Source organism: Deltaproteobacteria bacterium GWA2_45_12, assembly GCA_001797365.1.
Classification (GTDB): Bacteria; UBA10199; UBA10199; order UBA10199; family UBA10199; genus UBA10199.
Map to the genome: position 1 here is coordinate 54,823 of MGPH01000059.1, position 24,847 is coordinate 79,669.

20 protein-coding genes, 2 tRNA genes and 1 pseudogene (1 of these 23 cut by a window edge) are annotated in these 24,847 nt (G+C 45.2%); 6 read left to right on the top strand and 17 right to left on the bottom strand.

What is annotated here, in order from left to right:
* Window positions 1–87: 87 nt before the first annotated feature.
* On the top strand, window positions 88–1,404 hold the full coding sequence (locus tag A2048_03225; protein ID OGP07752.1) for a hypothetical protein: 1,317 nt from the start codon (window positions 88–90) through the stop codon (window positions 1,402–1,404).
* A gap of 56 nt (window positions 1,405–1,460) precedes the next feature.
* On the opposite strand, the gene A2048_03230 is transcribed toward A2048_03225, so the two are convergent.
* The 3 genes from A2048_03230 to A2048_03240 form a co-directional block, all read right to left on the bottom strand.
* Window positions 1,461–1,532, bottom strand: a tRNA-Gly gene (locus tag A2048_03230).
* An 88-nt stretch (window positions 1,533–1,620) separates the two neighbouring features.
* Entirely contained in the window at window positions 1,621–3,675 is a 2,055-nt protein-coding gene (locus A2048_03235) for a ribonuclease R (protein ID OGP07753.1), read from the bottom strand.
* Between the two features lie 261 nt (window positions 3,676–3,936).
* Window positions 3,937–4,023 (bottom strand) — tRNA-Leu (locus tag A2048_03240).
* 126 nt (window positions 4,024–4,149) lie between these two features.
* Here A2048_03240 and A2048_03245 point away from each other — a divergent pair.
* The 3 genes from A2048_03245 to A2048_03255 are packed head-to-tail and all read left to right on the top strand — an operon-like array spanning window position 4,150 to window position 8,397.
* Window positions 4,150–6,771 carry a hypothetical protein gene (locus A2048_03245; protein ID OGP07754.1) on the top strand — a complete coding sequence of 874 codons (2,622 nt, stop codon included), beginning with the start codon at window positions 4,150–4,152 and terminating at the stop codon, window positions 6,769–6,771.
* Window positions 6,761–7,531 (top strand): hypothetical protein, encoded by a 771-nt coding sequence (locus A2048_03250; protein OGP07755.1) that lies wholly within the window; start codon window positions 6,761–6,763, stop codon window positions 7,529–7,531. Before A2048_03245 ends, A2048_03250 begins: the two co-directional genes overlap by 11 nt.
* Window positions 7,528–8,397 carry a hypothetical protein gene (locus A2048_03255; GenBank protein ID OGP07756.1) on the top strand — a complete coding sequence of 290 codons (870 nt, stop codon included), beginning with the start codon at window positions 7,528–7,530 and terminating at the stop codon, window positions 8,395–8,397. Before A2048_03250 ends, A2048_03255 begins: the two co-directional genes overlap by 4 nt.
* Before the next feature lie 68 nt (window positions 8,398–8,465).
* Here A2048_03255 and A2048_03260 read toward each other — a convergent pair whose 3' ends face one another.
* Genes A2048_03260 through A2048_03275 form a run of 4 tightly spaced genes read right to left on the bottom strand, consistent with a single transcriptional unit; the run spans window position 8,466 to window position 11,133 of the window.
* On the bottom strand, window positions 8,466–9,596 hold the full coding sequence (locus A2048_03260) for a hypothetical protein (GenBank protein OGP07757.1): 1,131 nt from the start codon (window positions 9,594–9,596) through the stop codon (window positions 8,466–8,468).
* On the bottom strand, window positions 9,587–10,150 hold the full coding sequence (locus tag A2048_03265; protein OGP07758.1) for a hypothetical protein: 564 nt from the start codon (window positions 10,148–10,150) through the stop codon (window positions 9,587–9,589). Before A2048_03265 ends, A2048_03260 begins: the two co-directional genes overlap by 10 nt.
* Window positions 10,147–10,707, bottom strand: coding sequence for an orotate phosphoribosyltransferase (locus A2048_03270; GenBank protein ID OGP07759.1), 561 nt, complete (start codon window positions 10,705–10,707; stop codon window positions 10,147–10,149). Before A2048_03270 ends, A2048_03265 begins: the two co-directional genes overlap by 4 nt.
* 57 nt (window positions 10,708–10,764) lie before the next feature.
* On the bottom strand, window positions 10,765–11,133 hold the full coding sequence (locus tag A2048_03275; GenBank protein ID OGP07785.1) for an RNA polymerase-binding protein DksA: 369 nt from the start codon (window positions 11,131–11,133) through the stop codon (window positions 10,765–10,767).
* Window positions 11,134–11,248: 115 nt separating this feature from the next.
* On the opposite strand from A2048_03275, the gene A2048_03280 reads away from it, so the two are divergent.
* Complete coding sequence (locus A2048_03280) at window positions 11,249–11,554, top strand: hypothetical protein (protein ID OGP07760.1); 306 nt, start codon at window positions 11,249–11,251, stop codon at window positions 11,552–11,554.
* 43 nt (window positions 11,555–11,597) lie between these two features.
* Here the strand turns inward: A2048_03280 and A2048_03285 are convergent, their stop codons facing one another.
* From A2048_03285 to A2048_03305, 5 genes are all read right to left on the bottom strand, one after another.
* Window positions 11,598–14,870, bottom strand: a complete 3,273-nt coding sequence (locus A2048_03285; GenBank protein OGP07761.1) for a carbamoyl phosphate synthase large subunit — start codon at window positions 14,868–14,870, stop codon at window positions 11,598–11,600.
* Window positions 14,871–14,896: 26 nt separating this feature from the next.
* Window positions 14,897–16,009 carry a carbamoyl phosphate synthase small subunit gene (locus tag A2048_03290; GenBank protein ID OGP07762.1) on the bottom strand — a complete coding sequence of 371 codons (1,113 nt, stop codon included), beginning with the start codon at window positions 16,007–16,009 and terminating at the stop codon, window positions 14,897–14,899.
* Window positions 16,010–16,044: 35 nt separating this feature from the next.
* Window positions 16,045–17,343 carry a dihydroorotase gene (locus A2048_03295; protein OGP07786.1) on the bottom strand — a complete coding sequence of 433 codons (1,299 nt, stop codon included), beginning with the start codon at window positions 17,341–17,343 and terminating at the stop codon, window positions 16,045–16,047.
* 64 nt (window positions 17,344–17,407) lie between these two features.
* Window positions 17,408–18,328 carry an aspartate carbamoyltransferase gene (locus tag A2048_03300; protein OGP07787.1) on the bottom strand — a complete coding sequence of 307 codons (921 nt, stop codon included), beginning with the start codon at window positions 18,326–18,328 and terminating at the stop codon, window positions 17,408–17,410.
* 3 nt (window positions 18,329–18,331) lie between these two features.
* Window positions 18,332–18,889, bottom strand: a complete 558-nt coding sequence (locus tag A2048_03305) for a hypothetical protein (protein OGP07763.1) — start codon at window positions 18,887–18,889, stop codon at window positions 18,332–18,334.
* On the opposite strand from A2048_03305, the gene A2048_03310 reads away from it, so the two are divergent.
* On the top strand, window positions 18,867–19,577 hold the full coding sequence (locus A2048_03310; GenBank protein ID OGP07764.1) for a hypothetical protein: 711 nt from the start codon (window positions 18,867–18,869) through the stop codon (window positions 19,575–19,577). The genes A2048_03305 and A2048_03310 overlap by 23 nt on opposite strands.
* Window positions 19,578–19,580: 3 nt before the next feature.
* On the opposite strand, the gene A2048_03315 is transcribed toward A2048_03310, so the two are convergent.
* The 5 genes and pseudogenes from A2048_03315 to A2048_03335 all read right to left on the bottom strand — a co-directional run.
* Window positions 19,581–21,266, bottom strand: coding sequence for a hypothetical protein (locus A2048_03315; protein ID OGP07765.1), 1,686 nt, complete (start codon window positions 21,264–21,266; stop codon window positions 19,581–19,583).
* Window positions 21,267–21,504: 238 nt separating this feature from the next.
* The gene (locus tag A2048_03320; GenBank protein ID OGP07766.1) at window positions 21,505–22,803 is read right to left on the bottom strand and encodes a hypothetical protein; all 1,299 of its coding nucleotides are present in this window, start codon (window positions 22,801–22,803) and stop codon (window positions 21,505–21,507) included.
* Between the two features lie 149 nt (window positions 22,804–22,952).
* Complete coding sequence (locus A2048_03325) at window positions 22,953–24,023, bottom strand: alanine dehydrogenase (GenBank protein OGP07788.1); 1,071 nt, start codon at window positions 24,021–24,023, stop codon at window positions 22,953–22,955.
* Window positions 24,020–24,814 (bottom strand): hypothetical protein, encoded by a 795-nt coding sequence (locus tag A2048_03330; protein OGP07767.1) that lies wholly within the window; start codon window positions 24,812–24,814, stop codon window positions 24,020–24,022. The genes A2048_03325 and A2048_03330 overlap by 4 nt, the downstream gene beginning before the upstream one ends.
* Window positions 24,757–24,847: pseudogene (locus A2048_03335) on the bottom strand (hypothetical protein) (it continues 548 nt past the right edge of the window). Before A2048_03335 ends, A2048_03330 begins: the two are co-directional and overlap by 58 nt.

The following is a 24,847-nucleotide window of genomic DNA, read 5'->3' on the forward strand; positions in this document are numbered from 1 at the left end:
TTATACTCCAAATGGAGTATAAATCAACAAAATTTTGCAACAACTTTTTCCTTCCCCTTCCGATAAGTTACCAAACCGGAAAAAACCATGAGCTCCATCGTCTCCCAAATACAGGCCGCTTCGCGGGATTTTTTTGTCCCCCCATTCCAAGACTGGGTGGATCATGTTACCCGTCCTGACGCCACACCCCTTGAACTTCTGCAAGCTTTTGAACATGGTCTTTATCTGGCGTTTGGTGGGCGGGAAGGGACCGAAGAAAGAAAAGAAATTTTAGGGACCTTTTCAATACGCATCGCTATAGATTTAGGCACTGAAACAAGACGGTTGGAGGCTCTCAAATCACACAAAGGCAAACCAACCCCCACTCAAATAAGGGCCTTGGTACAATTAGGCGAAAACTTACGTGAATCAGCTGAAGGAATCCTTACGCAAATTAAAGTTTATTTGTCGCAAGCCGATGTTTGGCCTCTGCAACTTAAGGAGACCCTAAGCTACATCCGCACTTTATTGATTCGCATGCGCGATCATGAACCCATGCTCGGCCAGTTGACAGAACATCCAAAATTATTAAGCCCCTTGGAATTGGATTTTCCCGAATCTCCTATCGATTCGTTTGATGAAGATGTGATTGACAATGTCCTGCTTCAAAAATACACCGCACCCCTTTTCTTTTCCTGGCGGAATTTATTTACATGGCCCCCTCCTTCCTTTCGCAGAACAAACCATGTTGAAGTGAATCTAGCCACTATGGCAGCTCTGCTTGGAGGTCTTACCTTGAGTCAGGGAGATTTATGGATTGATTTAGGAACAGGGAATGGGGACACCCTATGCCAATTGGCCCGAAAATTTTCTATGGCCTCGTTTTTAGGTTTGGATCTGGATGAGTCCTTGAGTGTTCAAGAAGAAAAAACATTGGGACGTCCCCACGGACGTAACAATCCTAGCAATGCCACATATACAGTTTTAACCCAAACTCGCGGTGTGCCTGACTCATCTTCTTTTTATCAAGGTCTGCATGATACCTCGCTTCACACAGCAGGACGGCATGGAGCTCGAGTCAGTTCTATTTTTTACCCGTGCTCGACCGATGGAGATCAATTGGCGCACAGTGCCAAAAGCATGCTGGACACCAGTCTTGATGTTTTACAACCGGGAGGCCTTGGTTTTTTGGTCACTGAAGATCTCCATGTTTTGGCTGAATCTGTGGCTCATTTGGAGGAAAAAAGAGGGAAAATCACAACCCTTGCCTATGCGCCCCGTCCTTTTCATGGAAATCAATTACGGGAAATGGGCATAAAACCCTACCGTCCCTTTGCCTCCGAAATGGGAATTCGAGCCTCTAACCGTTTTGCCCGCGCAGGAACATTTAATTGGGGATATATGATGGCTTTTCGGAGGGCGTGAGGGAAAATTCATTATTGGGCGAATACAAGATTCGCCCCTACTAACTCATTTAAATGAGCGGGAGACGGGGCTCGAACCCGCGACCTCTTCGTTGGCAACGAAGAGCTCTACCACTGAGCTACTCCCGCAAATCCGCCGAAGGCGGATCGTGACCCGCGGCACAAGGCCGCAAGCACGAAAAAAGTTTTACCCCTTTAAAATAAAGACACCAACTTGTCAAACAGATGATGTGTGCCTTTTCTCCATCCCCAAATAAACCATCCGGTCCGCCACTGAAGTTTCCTTGATAAATACCCGCACTTTGTCCCCCACGCCGAAAGACTTTCTTCTTTTCCGGCCCACAAAACGGATATGTTTTTCGTCATAAATATAAAAATCATCGCTCATGTCACGCACATGCAACAGGCCTTCCACAAAATGGGGAATCAATTCGACAAACAGGCCAAACTTGACAATCCGCCGCACTTTCCCTTCAAAGACATTGTCCACATATTTTTCCATGAACCACACACGGTACAAATCAAACATTTCGCGTTCCGCCTCCATGGCCTCGCGCTCCCTGCGCGAGGACTGTGCAGCCATACCTTCCAGATCTTCAACAGACAGAAGCTTTGCCGCTCCATGCCGCTTGATCTCCGGCTTGGAAACATGTTTGGGACTATAGGAAACAACCCCCTCTTTGGAGGAATGCAGCAAAGTCTTTAATTGCCGATGCACCAACAGATCAGGATAACGCCGGATGGGCGAGGTGAAATGGGCATAGTTTCTTAAAGCCAGCCCAAAATGCCCCTTGTTCTTGGGCGAATAAGAAGCTTGTTTCATCGAACGCAACAAAACCTGACTGACCACATCAAACATGGGATGAGCATGGATGGACGCCAAAAAATGGGCAAAATCCTTGGGATGCCGCAGACGGTCCACATGCTTTTTAATGGAAAGCCCTTTCACAAATTTTTCAAATTCTTCCAGCTTGAAAGCATCCGGTTCTTCATGCACACGATAGATTTGGGGAATATGATTTTGCGCAAAATAAGTAGCCACAGCGACATTGGCGGCGATCATGAGTTCCTCGATAAGTAAATGGGCAAAGAACCTCTCCGTCTTGCTAATGGCCATCATTTGGCCGGCTTCATCATAAATAACTTTCGCTTCCGGCAAATCAAATTCAATGGCTCCCCTGTCCTTGCGAAGTTTGATGAGCAAATCGGCCACTTCCTTCATCGCCTTGATGCTTTCAATGATTTTGGGTTGAAAACGGGTTTGATGAAAATGGGAATCAAGCGCTTTTTGCACCTCGGTATAAGTCGCGCGATGCCAGCTGTTCATAACCGCTTCATACAAACGAACATGAAGCGGGGTGGCATCCGGGCCAAATTCAATTTCGCAACAGAGAACCAGCCGATCTTCATTGGGCCTTAAGCTGCAAAGATGGTTGGAAAGTTTTTCAGGAAGCATGGGCACACAGAAATCGGAAAAATAAACAGAGGTGCCACGCTTGAAGGCCTCGGCATTAAGTGGTTTCCCAAGCCTTACATAATGGGCCACATCGGCAATGCAAACATAGAGAAGATAATTTTTCCCTTTTTTGGTGGCATAAACAGCATCATCAAAATCACGGGCCGTTTCTCCGTCAATGGTGATAAGCGGAATTTTCCGCAAATCAATTCGTTTTAAAACTTCATGTTCATCAAGAGAATCACTTAATAATTTTGATTCGTGCTCAACGGCGGAGGGAAACTCGCGCTCGATGGCATGCTTGGCCAAAATGGAGGCGATTTCCGTGTTTTTTTCAAGGGGAGCCCCCAACACTTCAACCACCTGCCCCGTCATGGGGTTTGAAAAGGCCCCCGCATCATCAATTTCAACCAAAACCCGTTTGCCAACAAGGGACGATTTGAGATTTTTCCCCGAAACAACCATGACGATGTCGGTTGAATAATCATGGTTCACAACGAAAAAAACACGCCCCTTTTGTTCCAAGGTTCCGATCCAGCGTTTGCGGCCACGTTCGACAACCCGTAGAATGCGGCCTTCCCGGCGCAGATCACCCGGGGTCGCCCAAACATCCACTTCAACTTTATCATCGGGCAGCCCCCCGTTAATAAAGCGCGGAGGAATAAAAACATCGGGTTCATCGGGGTTATCAGGCAGAACAAAACCATACCCATCACGATGCAGTTTTAAGCTGCCGACAAGTTTTTTCTGGCTAGATTTTTCAGGTTTAGGTGAATGTATTTTTTTTTGACGAGAAAAATGGTGTTTTGATTTCATGATTTATGTGGAAGGCAAAAGTTGGTTTTTTTATACTTTGTATTAGCAGTCTGTTGATAAAGTCCCATTTCATGGTTCGACGGAGCTCACCATGTCCTATAGGTAATTGAAAAATAATGGACACCCTGCTTGCCCGCCTCTGGAGGGAGCTTGTCGAAGGGTCAATTTGAGTTTATCAACAGACTGTTAGTTTGTTCAACATTTGCTTTGCAAGTTTTCCTTCCGTGTATCGTGTATCGGAACAAATTTGCTACCGCAAATTTGTGCGCGAGGGGGGAATTGAACCCCCACAGCCTTGCGGCCGCTAGAACCTGAATCTAGTGCGTCTGCCAGTTCCGCCACTCGCGCTTTTTAAAAAAGTGGTTTTTCTTTATAGGATGGATCCTCGGGCAAATCAATTCTTAATTCAAAAGGCTACCGACACGCCAAATTCCTTGTCCCCCTTTAGGCGACTATGTTAAAAGAATTGGTTTCATGAGAAGGAAAAAATCAAATTCAAATGCAAGGCAGCTTACTAAATTGGTCAGGGGAATCATCTATGGCATCCTGGCTTTTTTTGTATTTCTTCTCATCAGTTTTACAGGTCTTATTGCCTACTATCGAAACGATCTTCCCAAACTAGACACTCTTCAAGACTACAATCCTCCCGTTGTTTCCGAAGTTTACGATAAAAACGAAAGCAAGATCGGCGAATTCTGGACGGAGAAAAGAATCTTGCTCAAACCGGAAGAACTTCCCAAAGTGGCCATTCAGGCTGTTGTGGCCGGTGAAGATGACCGGTTTTATGATCACAAGGGAATTGACTATTGGGGTATCGCCCGCGCCATGCTCGAAAACCTGAAAGCCGGCCACGTTGTCCAAGGGGGCTCCACCATCACCCAACAAGTCACCAAATCCCTTCTTTTGACTCGTGAACGCACCTTCGAACGCAAGATAAAAGAAGCCATGCTTGCCACCGAAATTGAAAAAAAATTCAGCAAGAATGAAATTTTATATCTTTATTTGAATCAGACATTCTTTGGGAACCGTGCCTACGGCATTGAAGCGGCAGCCCAAAATTATTTTCACAAATCAGCCAAGGAGCTAAACATTGCCGAGGCCGCCCTGATTGCAGGTTTGGCCAAGGCCCCTTCCACCTATTCCCCCCTGACCAATTCCAAAATGGCCAAAAACCGTCAGGAATACATTATCGACCGGATGTATGCCGTGGGCTATATCACCAAAGAACAAGCCAAAACAGCCAAACAGGCCCATCTTACCGTTTACAAGGCGGGCACAGACAAGGAATATAACAATCAATATGCCCCATGGTTTACCGAATATGTCCGCAGAACCATTCAGGCCAAATATGGCGAGCAGGTTCCCTATACTCATGGGCTTAAAATTTACACCACTCTTGATTTGAAAATGCAACAAGCTGCTGACAAAGCCGTTTCAAGAGGTTTGGCCGAATTAGATAAACGGGAGGGTTATTCTGGCCCATTGCAAAAACTCGACTCAGAAGACTCTATCCGTAATTTCACAAAAAAAGAACAACTACGCCTTACTCGTGAAAACCCAAACTGGGATTTTATGCACCCGCTTCCCGACGACGAAATCCTGAAAACAAAAGCTCCCTTAGCTCCCAACACTTACTATAAAGCGGTGGTCACAAAACTTGATTCTCAAGGGCAAACCGTAAATGTTTTGGTTGGAAATATTTCCGGTTTGATACGTGTCCACGACTACAAATGGGCCCGTAAGCGAAATCTCAACTCAGCAGGTTATGATGACGCCACCTATGTAAAAGATCCCAAGGGGACTTTTTACCAAGGAGATGTTATTTGGGTTAAATTAAAGGAACCTTCCGAAAAGGAATATCAGGAAAAGGGCTATGCCAAAGGACAAACCTACTTCAGCCTGGAACAAATTCCTGAAGCTGAAAGTGCCCTTTTTTCCTATGATCAACACACCGGGTTTGTCAAAGCCATGGTGGGAGGAAAAGATTTTTCAAAAAGTGAATACAACCGGGCGATGCAGGCCTTCAGGCAAACAGGCTCGGTTTTCAAACCCCTTTTATATTCAGCCGCCCTCGACAAAGGCTACACGCCTGAAACCATCATTGATGATTCTCCCATTTATTATGAATATCTCCCCGGAAAATTTTGGTCCCCTCAAAATTATGGAGGTGAATACAAGGGCCCCACTCCTTTCAGGAACGGGCTCGTTTTTTCGCGAAACATTGTTTCCGTACGTATTCTCATGGACATCGGTGTTGAATATATAGATGCCTATGCCCGAAAACTGGGAGTCGAGTCCCCCATTCAAAAATATTATGCCATGGCCTTGGGAGCCAACGACATGCGCCTTTTTGAAGTAAGCCGTGCCTTTGGAGTATTTGCAACAGGAGGTGTTTTGCCCGATCTTGTTTTTATCACCAAAATTGTTGATCGTTATGGAAATACACTTGAAGAATACGTTCCCAAGGAAAGAATCGCTTTTAATGCACAGCCAAAAAAGGAAGCTCCTGTCGTAAACCCTGCCCCTGACGACACCGCCGAACCTGTTAAAGTGAAAGTACAACTTGACCCGAACCGCTTGAAGGAAGGTGAGGAATGGATCAAAAAAGACAAACTCACCTTAAGTGATATCGAAAAACAAATACTTTACGGAAATTATATCCCCCAAGGATATGCCATTTCTCCAAAGACCGCTTACACCATGATGCATTTGATGAATGACGTCGTCAATTTTGGAACGGGATACAAAGTCAAAGAACTTAAAAGACCCGCCGCAGGAAAAACAGGAACCACCAATGAAGAATCGGACACATGGTTTGTCGGGTTTACCCCTGAACTATTTGCCGGGGTCTGGGTGGGTTTTGACCAGGTCAAAAAAATCGGTTCCCGTGAAACGGGCGGGAAAACCGCCGCTCCCATTTTTTTGTATTATATGCAAGAAGCTCTCAAAGATATTCCCGTGACCGAGTTTGTATATCCCAAAGAAGTTGAGCTTGAACAATTTGATGTCCCGCTGGGCGCAGGAACAGATGATGCTGAAGCCGGTGGCATGTCAAATACGGGAAGTGGTGCGGATTTTTTCATGCATGATTTTTAAATCGGGGGTTCCCCACCAAGATAAAATGAATTACACAACCATCATTCTTGCTGCAGGCATGGGAACTAGACTCCATCCTCTTACACTTAATAAACCCAAATGCCTTCTTGAAATAGCGGGAGAATCTTTTATTTCAAGGACCATTAAAACCTGTCTGAACCATCACATCAAAAAATTCATCATTGTCCTTGGTTTTGAGGCGGAACAGATTAGCCAACATATCCACAATACTTATCCAAACCTGCCCGTTCAGTTTGTCATCAATAAAAAATATAACGAAACCAATACGGGCTATTCCCTATTCCTGGCTTTAAAACAACTCACCGGATCTTTTGTCCTATTTGATGGCGACCTATTGTTTGATCCAAAACTTTTGAATCTTTGCCTTGAAACAGACTCCAAAAATGCCATGGTGACAGATATACGCATCGAGCGCCTGGATGAAGAAGCTCTTAAAGCACGCGCCAACGCAGACAATGCCATCATTGAGCTGGGGAAAAAAATTCCTTTATCCAAAGCCCATGGTGAGTTCATTGGTTTATGTCGTTTTTCAGAAAAAAATGCCCTCACTTTAAGATCAATGATGGAAACCACTTTTGCCAACTCTTCAAACAACCAGCTTTATTATGAGGATGTGATATCCAACTCGCTGGATAAATATGAAAAAGTGGCCCTTGTTCCCACAAAAGATTATCTATGGTCGGAAGTGGATACATTGGAAGATCTTGAACACATCCGATTAAATTGGAACCTTGCATGACAAACCAAAACATGACTTTTGAAAAATCCCTCAAGCCAGCGGCTGTTGAAGAATGGCTGGATGTCGTTTTTTACAGGAAACTGGCTCACAAGCTTGTTCCCCTTTTCATTAAATTAAAATTTTCTCCAAACATGATATCGGGTTTAAGCCTGGCTAGTGGGTTATTAGCCTCACTTTTTGTTTTTCATGAGCATTTCTGGGCTTCCGCCCTTTGCATGGTCATGGCCATCATTTTTGATTGCAGTGACGGCCAGGTAGCCAGGCTTACAGGAAATAAAAACCCTTTTGGCCGCATCATCGATGGTGTTTTTGACATGATATGGATTGTCAGTTTCTGGATCTTACTGGACCGCAGTCCCTACTTTACCAAACACCCCATCCCCCACATCACTTTACTCATGTCGACTGCCGGTTTCTTTTTTGTTGTCCATTGCTGGCGCTATGATGGTGTAAAAATAAAATATCTCGAGCGGGTACAACCTGGTTATTCGGATAAAGATCTCGACCTTTCTCAAATTAGAGTCTTGCTCAAGGAAGAATGGAAAAAGAAAAATATTCTCACCTGTTTTTTATGTGTGTGTATGGCTTTTCAGATGTATTTCTTTGTAAGGGGAAAACATCAAAAAACATCCATCTTCCCCTCCTTAGAGCAACAAGAGGAAGCCAGGTTAAACTTGACTCCTGTGATGCGTTTGTGGAGCTGGCTGGGTGAAAGCCATCATAACACCCTCATGATTTTAGGAATTCTTTTGGCCCCATGGACGCCAGCCGGGCTGTTGTTTGTCTTTTTTTACATTACTATTCCACTTAATTTTTTATGGATTGTTTCGGAATGGAAATGGAAGAAACTATATAAGAACATGTAAGGGCAATTCATGAATTGCCCTTACAAAGGCCCTTACAAAGGCCCTTACAAGACCTCTACAAAGACCCATCACCTGCGTCGCACCAAGGACAAAACAAAAGACGCCCCATGGACCAAAAATGTGGCGCTAATAGCGACTGTGCTTATCCAGAATAACAGCACTCTTAAATCAAGAATCAGCAATACAAACATTAAAAAAACAAAAAAATCCCGTTTCATGAGGGGACGCACTTTTTCAAACCATCCTTCTTTGGCTGATGCCGGTTTATCAGACCATGCCGGTACAAAATCCTTCACATTGGCACTCTTTGTCCGTGTCATCATCTGGTAATAAAGAAAAAGACTCACCAAAAAAGACAGCCCAAAAAGGACCCATCCCCCATTGAAATAAAAAGTGTTTCCCGTTGTCCTGAAAAGACCGACAAAAACCCCAAGCCAAAAAAGATTATTGGCCAAGTCATCCGCTATCGTGTCAAACCAGGCTCCAAAGCGGCTGGATAAGATCTTTATTCTGGCCACTTCACCATCGCAACCATCTATAATGGAAGAAAACTGCATCAAAATAGCCCCTAACACTCTCCACCCATAATTGTTGTTCATGATCAAAAGAGCTGTCAAAACAGCCAAAGCCAAATTAACAAAAGTAATGGTATTGGGGCTTAAATCTGTTTTAACCAACTGCCTGGTCATCGCAAAAGAAACAGGCTTGTTAAGGTGGGGAGCCACCCAGCCTTCGGTTTTGTCTTTAATATTTTGAAAAATCTTTTTTTCAATCGCCTTCAAACTGGCCTTGGAATCTTCCAAACGATGCCACCACATGGGGTTTATCTTTCCCAAATAATCACTCGGATTGGTGATCTTCTTGACATGGACCCAACGAATAAATTCAGACTCGTAATGATACTGTGCCGAAAAAATAGAAACACCACTCTCAAAATGAGGGGTATCGTGGGACAACTGGATATATTCAAGCATGCCAAAACGGTTTAACAGGGGTCTTAAATTTTCAAGGTGTCTGGAGACCATCCAAATTTCTTTGAAACCAGCCTGACGAAGCTGTCTTAATGTACGAATGAAAATGGGCAAACCAAGAACCATCTTTTGGGCCAAATCGGCTGACTCAACAACAAGAACAGCCCTGACGTTTTCAGAGATGCGGCCATCAAGATCGGATTGGAACCCTGAGGTAATTATTTCCACGTAAGCTCCGACCTAGCCACGGGGCCTGACAAATGCAAGGTAAGCTCTTTGGTGCAAGAGGATGGAGGAATATCAAAAGATACGAGGTATGTCTTCGACCAAACATCAAGATAGGGATAGAGAAGCCTTACAAGGGGCGAGGGATTTTTGGCCAGTTTTTCTATTTTAGGCTGATAAAAATTCCCGCACCATTCAAGATTAAGCGACCATGTTTTTTGACTATCCAAAAAGTCATCAAAGCGTCTTTCCTGGGAATAAAAAGAAACGAAAAAAACCGTATGAGAGGCATCCAAACCCGGGATCATCAAATCGGCTGAATGAACAGAATGTCCATCGACATCGTAGGCTTGATGAGTACGGTTTTTCTGAGATTGTTTCATCTCGGTATTGAGAAGGGTTGCATGCCACAAAAGAGAAGCATTAAAATTTTGGGGGGAATAAATATGATGGGAACGCGTCCATTTTTTTAAAACTTTTTTATAGTTGGGGCCTGCAGAAGCAGACAAAGAGATAGAAACAAAAAAAAGTGTAAAAATAAATCGAACCATTTTCATGATTTGTCCCCTATCAAATCGTTCTTGGTAAAGAGCGAATAAACCTTATACCCCTTCGCTTCAAGATTTTGTTTTCCCCCTTCTTCCCTATCAACCAAACTTACCACCCCCACAACATCCAGACCAAAAACTTCGGCACGCTCAATGGCTTTTAATGAACTTCCTCCCGTTGTGATCACATCTTCCAAAATGGCCACTTTCATGGCTGCTTTAAGATTTTTTGTTCCTTCAATCCAGTTCTGGGTCCCATGTTGTTTGGGCTCTTTTCGAATGATAAAAGCATGAATGGGCTTGTTTTTAAGAGCACTTATCACAGAAACAGCACTCACCAAAGGGTCAGCTCCCAAGGTTAACCCTCCTACCGCTTCAACTTGGGGCATCTTTTCAGAAATAAGCTCAAACATCAGCTGCCCAATCAAGGCTGAGCCCTGGGCATGAAGGGCCGTTTGTTTGCCATCAAAATAAAAATTACTTTTTAGCCCTGAAGAAAGGGTCACTTCACGTTTTTCGTAAGAAAGGGTAAGAAGAAGTGCTTTAAGTTGGTCTTTGGACTGCATGGATAGGGGCGTTCTCTTCCCACGCCGTGGCCTTTTAACAAAAGCCTTTAAAGAACATTAGGTGTCAGCAAATGATTTTTCCACTTTTTCCTGTTCTTCTTTACAATTAATGCACAGGTCTGTCACAGGGCGGGCTTCCAATCTCTTGGCCCCAATCTCTTCACCGCAGGATTCACAAACACCAAATTCTCCCTGCTCAATTTTTTTGATGGCTTTTTCGATTTTTCGTAGAAGAACGCGTTCACGGTCTCGAAGACGCATGTTTAAAGATTGATCCGCTTCGGAGGAAGCCAAATCAACTTCATCGGGAAGATCATCCGGGTCAAAAACATACCCCTTTTCCTTGGTACTTTCTGCCTGGCTAAAAAGCTCCTGGCGACGTTGTTCCAACAATTCTTTGAAAAACTTTAATTCTTTTTTATTCATTAAAACCTCCCGTAAAAGACCGTTGATAATAAAACCATGGCTGGTTTTGTCAATCAAAAAAGCCTTATTGCTTTAAGAAGAAAATCCACGATATAGGTAAAACAATCCCTTATCTATGAATAAAAAATCCTCTCTAACAAAAGCCTCTCACATTATTGAAGAAACTCTTAAAAACCTTAAAGCCGATCGATCCTTCAAAGTTTATCCCATTTGGAAACAATGGCCCCAAATCGTTGGAGAAACCATCGCCGCAAAATGTGAAGCCACCTATGTGCAAGGAAAAATACTTGTTGTGACCGTGACAAATTCTGTATGGATGAACGAACTCGGGTTTCAAAAAAGACAAATCCTGGAAAAAATCAAGGAACTCATCCCTGAAAGCACCGTCGAAGATATTCGTTTCCAATTGAAGAGGGAATGACGTTGTCATAAGGGCAATTCACAAATTGCCCTTATCCCCAAGTTCAAGCCACTTTATCTTCTTTTAATTTTTTGGCGTAATCTTGCAGGCTGGACACTTCCAGTTTTTTCTTTTGAAGGGCTTCAATACCACTGGATGCCGCTTGGGCAGCGGCTAAGGTCGTAAAATAAGGGATTTGCGAGGTAAGGGCCGTGCGACGAATGGAAAATGAGTCAACAGCGGTGGCCTTGCCCTCATGGGTATTGATCACCATGGTAATCTCCCCTGCTTTCAGTTTATCGACAATATGGGGAGAGCCCTCACGTACCTTATTCACCCTGATGACATTCAAATTGCGATTTTTGAGATAATTGGCTGTTCCATGGGTGGCCACAATGTCAAAACCAAGATGGGACAATTTTTGGGCCACAGCCACAACGGCTGCTTTGTCTTTGTCCCGCACACTGATAAAAGCAGCTCCATTCAAGGGAAGGATGGTTCCTGCGGCCAGTTCCGCTTTGGCAAAAGCCATTCCGAATTCGGGATCAATCCCCATCACTTCGCCCGTTGATTTCATTTCAGGGCCCAAAAGCGTATCGACCCCCGGGAATTTGGTGAAAGGGAACACCGCCTCTTTCACCGAACGGAATGGGGGAATGATTTCCTGCGTAAAACCCAGTTCTTTTAAAGTTTTTCCTACCATGATTTTGGCGGCCATTTTGGCCAAGGGAACTCCAATGGCCTTTGAAACAAAGGGCACCGTACGTGAGGCACGGGGATTGACTTCAAGAATATAAACCTCACCGTCTTTGACCGCATACTGGATATTCATCAATCCCTTGGTCTCAAGTTCAAGGGCAATGGCTTTGGTTTGTTGACGGATTGAATTAATCACCGAAATTGCCAATGAATGAGGAGGCAAACAACAAGCACTATCTCCTGAATGTACACCGGCATGTTCAATATGTTCCATGATGCCGCCGATAACAACGTCTTTACCATCGCAGAGGGCATCCACATCCACTTCGATGGCTCCTTCCAGATATTGATCAACCAAAACGGGCCTGTCTTCAGAAGCCTGCACCGCTGTTGTCATGTATTTTTTCAAATCATCTTCGTCATAAACAATTTCCATGGCTCTTCCTCCTAAAACATAGGAAGGACGAACCAAAACGGGGTATCCGATCTTTTTGGCAATGACAATGGCCTCTTCGGTGGAACGGGCGATGCCGTTTTTGGGCTGACGTAAATTGAGTTTACCAAGCATGGCCGCAAAACGTTCCCGATCTTCAGCGCGGTCGATGGCATCGGGGCTTGTCCCGATAATGGGAGCGCCCCATTGGTATAATGGAACCGCCAATTTGAGCGGCGTTTGTCCTCCAAACTGGACAATAATTCCATCCGGCTTTTCTTCCTGCAAAACACGAATGACATCCTCTTTGGTCAGCGGTTCAAAATACAGGCGATCGGAAGTGTCGTAGTCGGTTGAAACCGTTTCCGGATTGCAGTTGATCATGATGGTCTCAAAACCTTCTTCGGCAAGGGACTGGCTTGCGTGCACACAGCAATAATCAAACTCAATGCCCTGACCAATGCGGTTGGGACCACCGCCCAAAATAACCACCTTCTTTTTTGTCGTGGGCTGGGCTTCGTTTTCCTGTTCATAGGTGGAATACATATAAGGTGTGAACGCTTCAAACTCGGCCCCACAAGTATCCACACGCTTGTAAACGGGAACGATCTTGTTTTTTTCACGGAAAGAACGAATGCCATCTTCTGTTTGACCTGTAAGCTTGGCCAAACGCCGATCAGAAAATCCCCATTTTTTAGCCTGCAAAAATAAGGGAGCATGCTTTGAGGAAAGCGTACCGAACTTTTTGTCCTTTGATTTCAAAAAAAGCTTCCTGATATTTTTTTCCAAATCGACAATCTGCTTGATCTGGACCAAAAACCACCGGTCGATAAATGTCTCCCTGAAAATTTGATCAACGCTTAACCCTTCGCGAAAGCCTTGGGCCACCCACCACAAACGATCGCCGCGCACCACTTTTAAATGTTCTTTAAGCTCTTTTAAACGCGATGCCTTATTTGTTGATTTTAAGTTTTGTTCTTCAAAACCATAGGTGCCAATTTCAAGGGAGCGAATGGCCTTTTGGAGCGATTCTTTAAAGGTACGGCCAATGGCCATGACCTCGCCCACCGATTTCATCTGGGTTGTCAGGCGGTCATCGGCTTGGGGAAATTTTTCGAAAGTGAATCGGGGGATTTTGGTGACCACATAATCGATGGTGGGTTCAAAGGAAGCGGGCGTTACCTTGGTGATGTCGTTTTTGATTTCATCCAAGGTGTAACCAACGGCCAGTTTTGTTGCAAACTTGGCAATGGGAAAACCCGTGGCCTTGGAAGCCAGGGCCGAACTACGCGAAACACGCGGGTTCATTTCAATGATGACAAGTTCCCCTGTTTTTGGATTAACCCCAAATTGAATATTAGACCCCCCGGTATCCACCCCAATTTCACGAATAATGGCCAAGGCGGCATTGCGCATGAACTGGTATTCTTTGTCGGTAAGGGTTTGGGCGGGGGCCACTGTAATGCTATCCCCGGTATGAATCCCCATGGGGTCAAAATTTTCGATGGAACAAACAATGACGACATTGTCCTTCCTGTCGCGCATCACTTCCAGTTCATATTCTTTCCATCCCAAAACGGATTGTTCCACCAATACTTGGGAAACAGGGGAACAATCCAAAGCCCATTTGATGTGCTCTTTGTATTCCTCCATGGTGTAGGAAATATTGCCGCCTGTACCTCCCAAGGTAAATGCAGGCCTTAAAATAAGAGGGAACCCGATATCTTTGGCGGCAGCCAGTCCTTCTTTTATGTTATGAACAAGGGCGCTCTTGGGAACCTTAAGCCCAATCTTCTGCATGGCTTGTTTGAAGAGATCACGATCTTCAGCCTTTGCAATGGCCCCGACATTGGCCCCAATAAGCTGGACGCCATATTTTTCAAAAACCCCTTTTTTAGCCAGAGCCATGGCGGTATTTAAGGCCGTCTGTCCCCCCAGGGTTGGCAAAAGGGCATCCGGGCGTTCTTTTTCGATGATTTTTTCAACGACTTCGGGAGTAATGGGTTCAATGTAGGTCGCATCCGCCAAACCGGGATCGGTCATGATGGTGGCAGGGTTGGAATTGATAAGAACAACCTCATAGCCCTCTTCTTTTAAAGCCTTCACCCCTTGGGTTCCCGAATAATCAAATTCGCAGGCCTGCCCAATCACAATGGGACCGGCACCGATGATCATGATTTTTTTTAGGTCGGTTCGTTTTGGCATATCTCGGGCGAACACGAGGTTCGCCCCTACCTCATTAAATCAATAAATCTTTGAAACAAATAATGGCTATCATGCGGACCGGGGGCTGCTTCCGGGTGATATTGCACACTAAAAGCGGCAAGTTTTTTATGTTTTATTCCTTCAACGGTTTGATCATTTAAATTGATGTGGCTTACCAGGACATCACTTAAGTGTTCACAATCAACAGCAAAGCCATGGTTTTGGGCGGTAATTTCCACCTTGCGCGTGCTTAAATCCATCACGGGCTGATTGCCCCCGTGATGTCCAAATTTTAATTTGTATGTTTTAGCTCCCAAGGCCAGTCCCAAGATTTGATGGCCCAAACAAATTCCGAAAATAGGTTTTTTGCCCAAAATCTTTTGGACATTGTTGATGGCATACGTACACATGGCCGGATCCCCGGGTCCATTGGACAAAAATACACCATCCGGATTTTCTGCCAACACTTTTTGAGCGGGATAATCTCCTGGCACCACTTTCACCTGGCAGTCATGATCCACAAACATTCGGAGAATGTTCTGCTTGATGCCAAAGTCGTAAGCGATCACTTTGTATTTTTTCTGCCTTCTCGCATTCTTCGATGCCCGCATAAAAGACTCGGTGCCCTTCTTCCACTGGTAAGGTTTCTGACAACTAACAATTCTGGCTAAATCCTGTCCTTCCATGCCTGGAAGTTTTTGGGCTTTTTTAACAAGAGAAGTTTTGTTGGTTAAAGGCCCGGTCACAATAAGGGCCTGCATGGCACCCTTCTCTCGAATGTGGCGCACAAGGGCTCGTGTATCAATGCCTTCAATGCCGGGAATGCGATTCTTTTTTAAATAAGCCGCCAAATCGCTCCGCGCCCTGAAATTACTCACCGTGGGTGAAAGTTCTTTAACCACAAATCCCGAGAGATAAATTTTCGATGATTCAACATCTAGGGCATTGACCCCATAATTCCCTATTTCAGTATAAGTCATGACCACAATTTGCCCTTGATAAGAGGGATCCGTCAAAATTTCCTGATAACCCGACATCGATGTATTAAAAACCACTTCACCGTGCTTGGAACCAGCATAGCCAAACGAGCTCCCTGAAAAAATCGTTCCATCTTGTAAAATGAGATGCGCTGGTTTCATAAATTGAAATCGTAGGGACAATCCTAGGATTGTCCCTACATCGTATATACAATCTTCCCCGAAACAATCGTGGTTTTCACCCTTCCCTTCACCTTCATGCCATCGAAAGGGGAATTTTTGCTTTTGGACTGAAAGGCCGAAGCTTGGACTGTCCATGCCTGGTTTGGATCAAAAATCACCACATCCGCATCCGCACCCACAGCCAGATCTCCCTTCCTTAAACCCACAATGGAAGCCGCCTTCCAGGTTAACAGGGAAATAACGTCCTCAATTTTAAGTTTTTTGGATTCAACCAATTTAAGGGACAATGCCAAAGCGGTCTCCAAACCAACAATGCCAAAACAGGCACAATCATATTCCACTTCTTTGTCAATAAGCGCATGGGGTGCGTGGTCGGTGGCAATAGCATCAATGGTGCCATCGCGCAAACCTTCAATAAGCGCACGTCTGTCTTCTTCACTGCGAAGAGGGGGAGCCATTTTTGTGTTGGTGTCATAGCCGGATACAGCATCATCGGTGAGTGTAAAATGATGGGGAGTCACTTCACAGGTGATGGACAAACCCTTTTTCTTGGCTTTAGCCACCAGTTCCACCCCTTCACGCGTGGCAACATGGGCCACATGCAAACGAGCTCCGGTGAGTTGGGCCAAGTAAATATCCCGGGCAATAATAATATCTTCAGCTTCATTGGGGATGCCGCGAAGCCCCAGAGAAGTGGACATAGATCCTTCACTCATCACCCCTCGCTCTGCCAAGTCGGGATCAATGGCATGGGTAATCACGGGCAAATCAAAACTGCGGGCATACTCCATGGCTAACCGCATGAGCTGGGCATTACGAACTGTTTTTCCATCATCAGAAACAGCCACACATCCTGCTTTTTTCAATTCCCCCATTAAAGAAAGTTCTTTTCCTTCCAATCCTTTAGTGACAGCTCCTATAGGAAAAACATTAACCAGACCCTTTTCTTTAGCCTGCTTTAAAATGTATTGGGTAATAGAGGCTTGATCATTGACGGGATTGGTGTTGGCCATACAACACACTGAAGTAAAACCTCCGGCCGCGGCTGAAGCTGTCCCTGTTTCGATGGTTTCTTTGTATTCAAAGCCGGGTTCCCTTAAGTGGGTGTGTAAATCAACAAAGCCCGGGGCGACAACCAACCCTTTGGCATCAATGACCTGAAAATTTTTATGGGCGGGTTTTAAACCCGCCCCTACGGAACCGGATTTCAAAATATCTTTGACCACCCCATTTTCAATAAGAAGATCCCATTTCCCATTCTTCTTGTTTTTGGGATCAATCAGCGTTCCATTTGTAATCAATAATGTGCCCATTTTCATCTTTCTTCTAATTTTAGAAGCCCCCAATTAACATCCGCACCCCCGCACATCAGCACAACTATTTCCCCCCTGCCAACAGATAGAGCAAGGCCATCCGTACTGAAACTCCGTTGGTCACCTGAGTTAAAATAACAGAATAAGGGCCATCGGCCACTTGGGCATCAATCTCAACGCCCCGATTGACCGGGCCCGGATGCATGATGACTACATCCTTCTTGCAATTCTTTAATACTGATAGGTTAAGTCCATATAATTGTGAATATTCCCTTAATGTAGAAAATGGAGCCAACCCCAGACGTTCCTGTTGAATTCGCAGCATCATAATAACATCGGCATCGCGAACTCCTTCTTGCAACTGATGGGAAACCCTTACCCCCATTTTTTCAATCCCATGGGGCATCATGGTATAGGGGGCCACAACCGTTACCTTGGCTCCCATTTTCAAAAAACCATAAATATTGGACCGGGCTACACGGCTATGAGCAATATCCCCCACGATACTAATATTGAGTCCATCGGTTTTACCCTTGGCATCTTGCACGGTCATAATATCAAGCAAGGCCTGGGTAGGATGCTCATGGGCCCCATCCCCCGCATTAATGACCGAAGCTTTCAAATTTTTGGCCAAGACCCACGGGACGCCTGCCGAGGAATGTCGACATACGATAATATCCGGTCCCATGGCTTCAAGGTTTTTGGCTGTATCTAAAAGATTTTCTCCCTTTTCAATTGAAGAACCACTTTTTGAAATATTGATGACATCGGCCGATAATCTTTTGCCGGCAATTTCAAAAGAAGTGCGCGTGCGTGTGGAACTTTCAAAAAATAAATTAATGACTGTTTTTCCACGGAGCGTGGGAAGTTTTTTGACTGCGCGGTTTGAAACCTCGTTTAAGGTGCGGGCTGTATGAAGAATAAATTCAATCTCCTTACGCGAAAGATCTTCAATACCCAACAAATCCTTTCTTTCAAATTTCATCATTTATTCAAGCACCCCCACTCCATCCTCGCCATCGGTTTCAACAAACTTGACTTTGACGTTATCCCCGGGCTTGGCATCGTAACGCACTCCCGTAATATCCGCCTGAATGGGAAGCTCACGCCCATTGCGTTCCACCATCACCACCAGCTTGACCGCCTTGGGGCGACCAAAATCAAACAAGGCATCCAGCGCACACCGAACTGTGCGTCCCGTATACAAAACATCATCCACCAAATAGATCGTTTTTCCTTCCAGCGAAAAATCGATCTCAGTTTTTTTCATGACCGGGTATTCTGCCAATTGGGATAGATCGTCCCGATAAAGGGTAATATCTAAAATCCCCATATTGACCTTCTGTTTGGTTCTGCCCTCGATTTCAAGTTTTAACCGGGCAGCCAGGGGCACCCCTCGCGTACGAATCCCCACAAAAGCCACGTCCTGCATATTGAGGCCCCCTTTTTTCCAGCTAGCCAGCAAAGTATCGGCCATGGAAGAAATGGTCTCTTTAAGTTGTTTGGTATCGAGCAGTTTTTTCATGGTCAAAAAAAAACCTCCCATTGGGAGGTTTTATGAAACTGGCAAATTGTGTACTTTCTTGGGATTCAATTTTCAAATGCCTCAAAAAATAAGCTGGAAATTTTATAGTGGAGTGCCCCGAGCTTGTCAAGAAAATGAAAATGAAATGGAGAAAAAAATGGAGAAATTTCTTGCCCAAAAAACACTTTTTAAGTATTTCGGGCCCCCTATGACAACAAACTCCGAACTCAATACAATTACTCACATTTGGACACGCTTTAACTTAAGATGGATTTTATCCGGTATTTTCAGTGCCCTGGGTGCTGGGATATTGGCCATGGTCATCGCCTCCATCTTTACTGCCAAAACCTTTGGCGATTGGAGCCAGTCCCTTAAGTTGTTGGCCGCCATCCGTTATGGGGGCGAGGCCTTAGCCTTTGACGCCCCTGTCTTCATCATGGCTTACGGAGCTTCATTGCATGCCAGTCTGTGTATCCTTTATGGTTCCCTCTTTGCCCAATTGGTAAACGAAAAAAGTTCCCCTCTTTCTTTGGTCATTTTAGGCTGGGTGACAAGCGCCATTGTTTGGGTTTTCGGCTTTCAACTCTTCATGCCCACTTTTGATCCCTACCTTCGCATGATCACACCTTTATGGGTGGGGCTTTTCCTGCATTTTACCTTTGGAATCAGCTTTGGGCTTATTTTAAGCTTGTTTCGTCAAAAAAATTGATTTTCATCCGACCCATTGTTCATCTTCTTGGGCAATGGGGCCCTTGTAATTGTCCTTCCAGAATTGAAGAATCGGCCCGTAAAAGTCCGGCTGGATCAATTTAAAAACCCCATACGATACCGTCTCCAAAACTGTTTCCCATTCAAGCCCCGTTCTTTGTTTGAATTTGTTTTGGGCTTTTTCATCCAAGGGAATTATTTCCACCCCTTCAACATGGTAAGAATACAAGACTTCTTTAAGAACTTGTTGCCAATCATCTTCAGTAAAAGATTCGGGCCATGACATTAGTTTTGTCTCGTATTTGCCTTTTTTCTTTCCGGAAGAAATTTTTTCAGTAAGTCTATACGCACCAGGTTTTATAAGTCCTAAAAGGGCTTCCCGGTGCTTGGCCAAAATGGGTTTGGGATCAATGGGTTTGCCAAAAATGACTTCAATGGTCTGCCCCTTGACAACCCATCCCCAAGTTCCCTTGGGATCAATAATGCCAGCCCCGTTCACCACGGTGGGGACAATGGGTTGGCCTGAAATAAGCGACATAAACACCACCTGGGTTTTATGGGGATGCAACCGGGAATGAACAAGATTCCCCTTCTCATCCTCTTCTCTTTCACTTCGCGTCCCCGACCCAAAAACAAAAGTATGGCGAGCCGTGGCCCCAGTGAGCGCCTGTTTTTCTGAATCCGCCTTTATTTTTTGCCGTGCTTGCCGCGGTTTTTCACGGTCAATCATGATGCTGCGTGTGCCATCTGCCAGTTGAAGGAAAAGACCAAGAACAGGAACGTTTTTTCTGGCCACCGCACGAAAATTCATTCCAAGCATCTGGGCCGCCAAAAGTAAGGGGGGGCCCTCGGAAATACTGCCCCCTGTGTGGGTAACATCAATGAGAAAACCCCGGGATGAAGGAGGCAGATTTTCAATCCCCTTCACAACAAGCCTTGCATCCAAGGTAGAAAGACAATGCCCTGCCCAACTAGCCCCCACCATACCCACAGCGGCTTCGTCCCCGAATTCAAGTTCTTCAATTCCTTCGACAACAGAACCAAAAGTTTGGAAAATTCCTGTAATAGCGGCCCATTGTTTGCGGGAATATTCAGAAAAATATCTCGGCTCCACACAAATGTTTCCGTTCGGCAAAAGAGAAATGACAACTTTGCCCGAATCCCAATCAAAATTGAAACTATGGGGAAATCCTGTTTCTTTAAACTGAATACGCTCATAAAAAGCTTCCAAGGTTCTTAAATATTCCCCGATGGCCGACTCTTTTAAAACGCCTGCGGCACATCTTGCTTGCACATAATCAACCAAACGATTGGGATCGATAAGCTTGGGGTGTAAACGGGATCGGTTGGTTTCAAGATAATTAAAAACAGCGCCACGAATCCCATCATAAAAAGCCTCTCGATGCTCATTATCGACCCAGACCTCCCACACACAGTTTCCTCCACGCAGGTTCACCCAGAGGTTTGATAAGGTTGTCAGGGCGGTACTCACATGCCCTTTGGCATCACCGCCAAGAACCATGAGGGAATTCGCTAGCGTAGGATCAAACACAGATGCCGCCACCATACCCCCTGCAAAAAGCGCGGATCCCATCTGTTCATAGGGCCGTTTTTTAGGATGAGTGATGTCGTTAAAATCAGGTGAAGAAGGTTGTGGGGAAACCGTTTTACCAAAAATTCCCAAATCCACTCTCCTTCCCCACTTAAAAGCACCAGAAAGAGAAGCCAAACTATTCGGAGACGGTCTAACTTGAGGTTTGCTTGCAGGATGCATCACGCTCAAAGAAATCCGTCGAGGCGCAAAACTCCTGGGACCAAAACCACTCACAGGCCGAAATGTGTTCAGCAATACAGGCATAAACCTCCCATTGAATTGGAATGTTTTTAATCTCGGCAGGATGAAGAAAAGGTTGCGTTATTTAAAACCATCAGCGAGCCAAAACCCGAGCCATCCCTGTTAATCCAGGCACACGCGGCATTCGGGTATGAGTGGGACTCAACCCACGAACCACTCCCCTATGGATGGTTCTCTGTCCCCGGTGAGGACCTTTATTTCCAGATTGAATGCTGGAAACCGCACCCTGAGCAGATAAAGATGAAGTTGTTGGAACTCTTTTACTTCCTCGCGGAGGTTCTGGGGACGGGTCTGCTGGAACCACCACCGATGCCATCCCCAGCGCACCTACTTCAAACATGGTATGGCCAGGCCGAACCGGAAACTGCCAGGAGGCTTGTAGTGGAGCAGAAATATCAATCCCTTCTATCCCCTCAACCAGTTTGCTGAGATCATTCACAGGTTTGTTCCCGGGGCTAACAATAAATGAAAAATCATTGCGAGGCCTTCGATGAGTGATCTCTGTTTGAAAATAAACCAGACGCCCCTTTCTCTTGGCAAACCGTGCCAGACCTTGCACATGCGTTTGAGTCATTTTCCATGCCAGTTTTTCAAAGACTTCCCTTCCCATTTTTGTCGAAAATGAAGTTTTATATTTTTCCAAAAAACGGTTGGAAAATACGGCATCCGGACCCCAGGCCATCTCATTGCTGACAAAAGTGGAAATAAGAAAGTCGACATCTTCACCTGCAGTGGGATCAACATCCGACACCTGTTTTTCTAGATCGGTAAGTAAATCCAAATAACGCGCACGTGTGAGATAAATATTAAGATTCCGTTTAAGGATTTCTTTGGCGCCACGCACCCACTTGGCTGTAATACCTCCCGAAACATCCCGCACCCTCAATTCTACATAGGGCTGCAATTCCTTCGGCAAATTTTTACGGGCACAGTCGATATCTTCAAGGCTTATATCTACAAGAATCACCCTAAAATCTTTTGCTAATTTTCTAAGTGGGATCTCGGTGCAAGGGCCCGCACCCAGGATCATGACCAGCGGTCGTTTGGAAGAGTCTGGATCTCCTCGATGGCCACGGGTTATTTTGTCCGCCATTTTCAGGATATTTTCACTGCTGATACGGATATGTTCCCGATAGGGTCCATGGATATATTTTTCTACTTGCGGCAGGATGTCAGTATCATCCTCCCGAAACCATTCCACCACATCGGCTACATCGTCCTGGATAACCGGATCTAAAACCGGAAACATAGCTGTGGCAGCAGAAGAAGAAACTCCACCCGCCACAAAAGTATCGGGACCCGATGCAGACTGTGCCCCAGCAGCCATAGGTTCGCCCTGTCCCGATGGGTCGGCAGGAAGCTTATCCTCCATGGATACAGTTCCTGGGGAAGTGGGGGGTGTTTTAGCAATGGATGACATGCTCTCTTTTCGATTGAATTTGGGGAAAGTTGCTCAAAAAAATCCATGTTACATCCTTAATATCCTCTTGTCTTCGAACTACAAAATTTTTGAATTTTATATTACAACAAGGCAGGATGGATGATTTTACCTTCGTAACAGTTGATCGCCCCTTTAAGTTCGGGCCAGCGCTTACAAGCGTCCACCAAGCCATAATGGGCAATACGCAAAACGTAAGGGAAGGTTTCGGTACTTAAGGCCAAAGTAGAGGTCAAGGGAACCACTGCAGGAATATTAGGAACCCCATAGTGCAGCACACCATGTTTGACGACGGCGGGATTTTCGTGGCTTGTTACTTCCGAAGTTTCAATGCAGCCTCCCTGATCGACAGCGACATCAATGATGACGGAACCCTTCTTCATTTTTTTGACCAAAGTTTTGGAAACCAGTTTGGGCGCTTTGGCTCCGGGAATAAGAACCGCTCCTATAAGCAAGTCAGCTATAGGAACCAGCTTGGCTCTCCACCTGGATGTTGAAGGGTGGACATGCAAACGGTCCCCGTATTTTCTCTTCAAATTTTGAAGGCGTTTTTCAAAAACATCCAAGATATGCACGGTGGCTCCAAGGCCCATGGCCATCTGCGCCGCATTTTCCCCCACAACTCCCGCCCCTAAAATCACCACCGTAGCCCCAGGAACTTTGTCGGTGCCCCCCATCAAAACACCGCGCCCTCCTTGATCAATGCGTAACAAATGGGCGCCATTTTGGGTGGCCAGGCGACCGGCAATCTGACTCATGGGGATTAAAAGAGGCAAATGCCCATCGGGGGCTTGCAATGTCTCATAACCAAGGGCGATGATTTTTTTTCGAAGGATTTTTTGGGTAAGCCTGGGGAAAGCCGCCAAATGCAAATAACAAAAAATCATCTGGCCAGGCCGCATCCATTCAAGTTCCTCCATGGTGGGCTCTTTTACTTTAAGCAGAAGGTCTGATTGCAAAATAATTTCTTTAGATGAATGTAATAAGCGGGCCCCTGCTTTTTTGTACTGGCTATCGGCAAAAGAGGAAAGTTCCCCCGCCCCTTTCTGAACACATACACGATGGCCCGTACGAACAAGCGCGCCAATATTTTCAGGAGTTAACGCCACTCGCCCTTCATTCTTCTTTGTTTCTTTTAATAAACCGATCTTCACCAAATCTCCTTTTTCACCCATACACCCATCAAAGAATCATCATAACCGACTTCCCAGTCCTCTTGGGATTGCAAATAATCGGCCAGGGGTTTGTTCTGGCCCAAATGTGCTTTTGAAAGCACCAGGGTTTTAACGCCCAAGTTTTCCCAAAGTTTGGTTAGTTCATCCGGTTTATTGGCCACGCCCATCACCTGATGCAAAAACTCTTCTCCGTAAACAGGAGTGCGGGTGTCCACAAAAACCTTATTACGCGGCCATAAACGAAAAATCAGATATCCCCCCAAATCCATCGAATTATAAACAGCTCCTTTTGGAGGGTATGCAAACAAATAATTTCCTCCCGCCCACGAAAAAGCAGAATGATCAAATCCAACACTGAGAGATCTTCCTAAAATAAAATCCAGACGGCCTTGTTCAGCATTGTACCGCGCCCCTTGAATCCAGCCATTTCTGGCCCACAATAAAGGGATCACAACAAGGATTCCCAACAGAAGAAATTTTACCCGCAAAAAAAACTCTCCTGCTTTTTCCCGTACCCATTTAAGAGAACTTAAACTTCCCAACAAAACAAACATCACCACTACAGCATAAAAAACGAAACGTTGATGCTTAAAGGCCAAAAAAGAAAAATAAAGCGATGCTAAAATAAGTCCCAAGTTTTTTGGAACATCCCGATAAGAAAAAAGAAGCCCTATTCCAGCTATCAGACACAATCCCAGAAAAAGCCAGATAGTCAGATAAGAAAAATGTCCTGCCGATAGAAGAGGAACCCAATCAGACACACGAGCCATTGTGACTGGGGCTGCCATGTGTTTAAAGGGATA

Bases quoted from the DNA above. Each gene is read 5' to 3' on its own strand.
- A2048_03280 (OGP07760.1), top strand. From the start codon at position 11,249: ATGAATAAAAAATCCTCTCTAACAAAAGCCTCTCACATTATTGAAGAA.
- A2048_03235 (OGP07753.1), bottom strand. From the start codon at position 3,675: ATGAAATCAAAACACCATTTTTCTCGTCAAAAAAAAATACATTCACCT.
- A2048_03310 (OGP07764.1), top strand. From the start codon at position 18,867: ATGGTCAAAAAAAAACCTCCCATTGGGAGGTTTTATGAAACTGGCAAA.
- A2048_03255 (OGP07756.1), top strand. From the start codon at position 7,528: ATGACAAACCAAAACATGACTTTTGAAAAATCCCTCAAGCCAGCGGCT.
- A2048_03275 (OGP07785.1), bottom strand. From the start codon at position 11,133: ATGAATAAAAAAGAATTAAAGTTTTTCAAAGAATTGTTGGAACAACGT.
- A2048_03250 (OGP07755.1), top strand. From the start codon at position 6,761: ATGATTTTTAAATCGGGGGTTCCCCACCAAGATAAAATGAATTACACA.
- A2048_03320 (OGP07766.1), bottom strand. From the start codon at position 22,803: ATGGAGGATAAGCTTCCTGCCGACCCATCGGGACAGGGCGAACCTATG.
- A2048_03295 (OGP07786.1), bottom strand. From the start codon at position 17,343: ATGGGCACATTATTGATTACAAATGGAACGCTGATTGATCCCAAAAAC.
- A2048_03225 (OGP07752.1), top strand. From the start codon at position 88: ATGAGCTCCATCGTCTCCCAAATACAGGCCGCTTCGCGGGATTTTTTT.
- A2048_03265 (OGP07758.1), bottom strand. From the start codon at position 10,150: ATGAAAATGGTTCGATTTATTTTTACACTTTTTTTTGTTTCTATCTCT.
- A2048_03270 (OGP07759.1), bottom strand. From the start codon at position 10,707: ATGCAGTCCAAAGACCAACTTAAAGCACTTCTTCTTACCCTTTCTTAC.
- A2048_03300 (OGP07787.1), bottom strand. From the start codon at position 18,328: ATGAAATTTGAAAGAAAGGATTTGTTGGGTATTGAAGATCTTTCGCGT.
- A2048_03285 (OGP07761.1), bottom strand. From the start codon at position 14,870: ATGCCAAAACGAACCGACCTAAAAAAAATCATGATCATCGGTGCCGGT.
- A2048_03330 (OGP07767.1), bottom strand. From the start codon at position 24,814: ATGGCTCGTGTGTCTGATTGGGTTCCTCTTCTATCGGCAGGACATTTT.
- A2048_03290 (OGP07762.1), bottom strand. From the start codon at position 16,009: ATGAAACCAGCGCATCTCATTTTACAAGATGGAACGATTTTTTCAGGG.
- A2048_03305 (OGP07763.1), bottom strand. From the start codon at position 18,889: ATGGGAGGTTTTTTTTTGACCATGAAAAAACTGCTCGATACCAAACAA.
- A2048_03245 (OGP07754.1), top strand. From the start codon at position 4,150: ATGAGAAGGAAAAAATCAAATTCAAATGCAAGGCAGCTTACTAAATTG.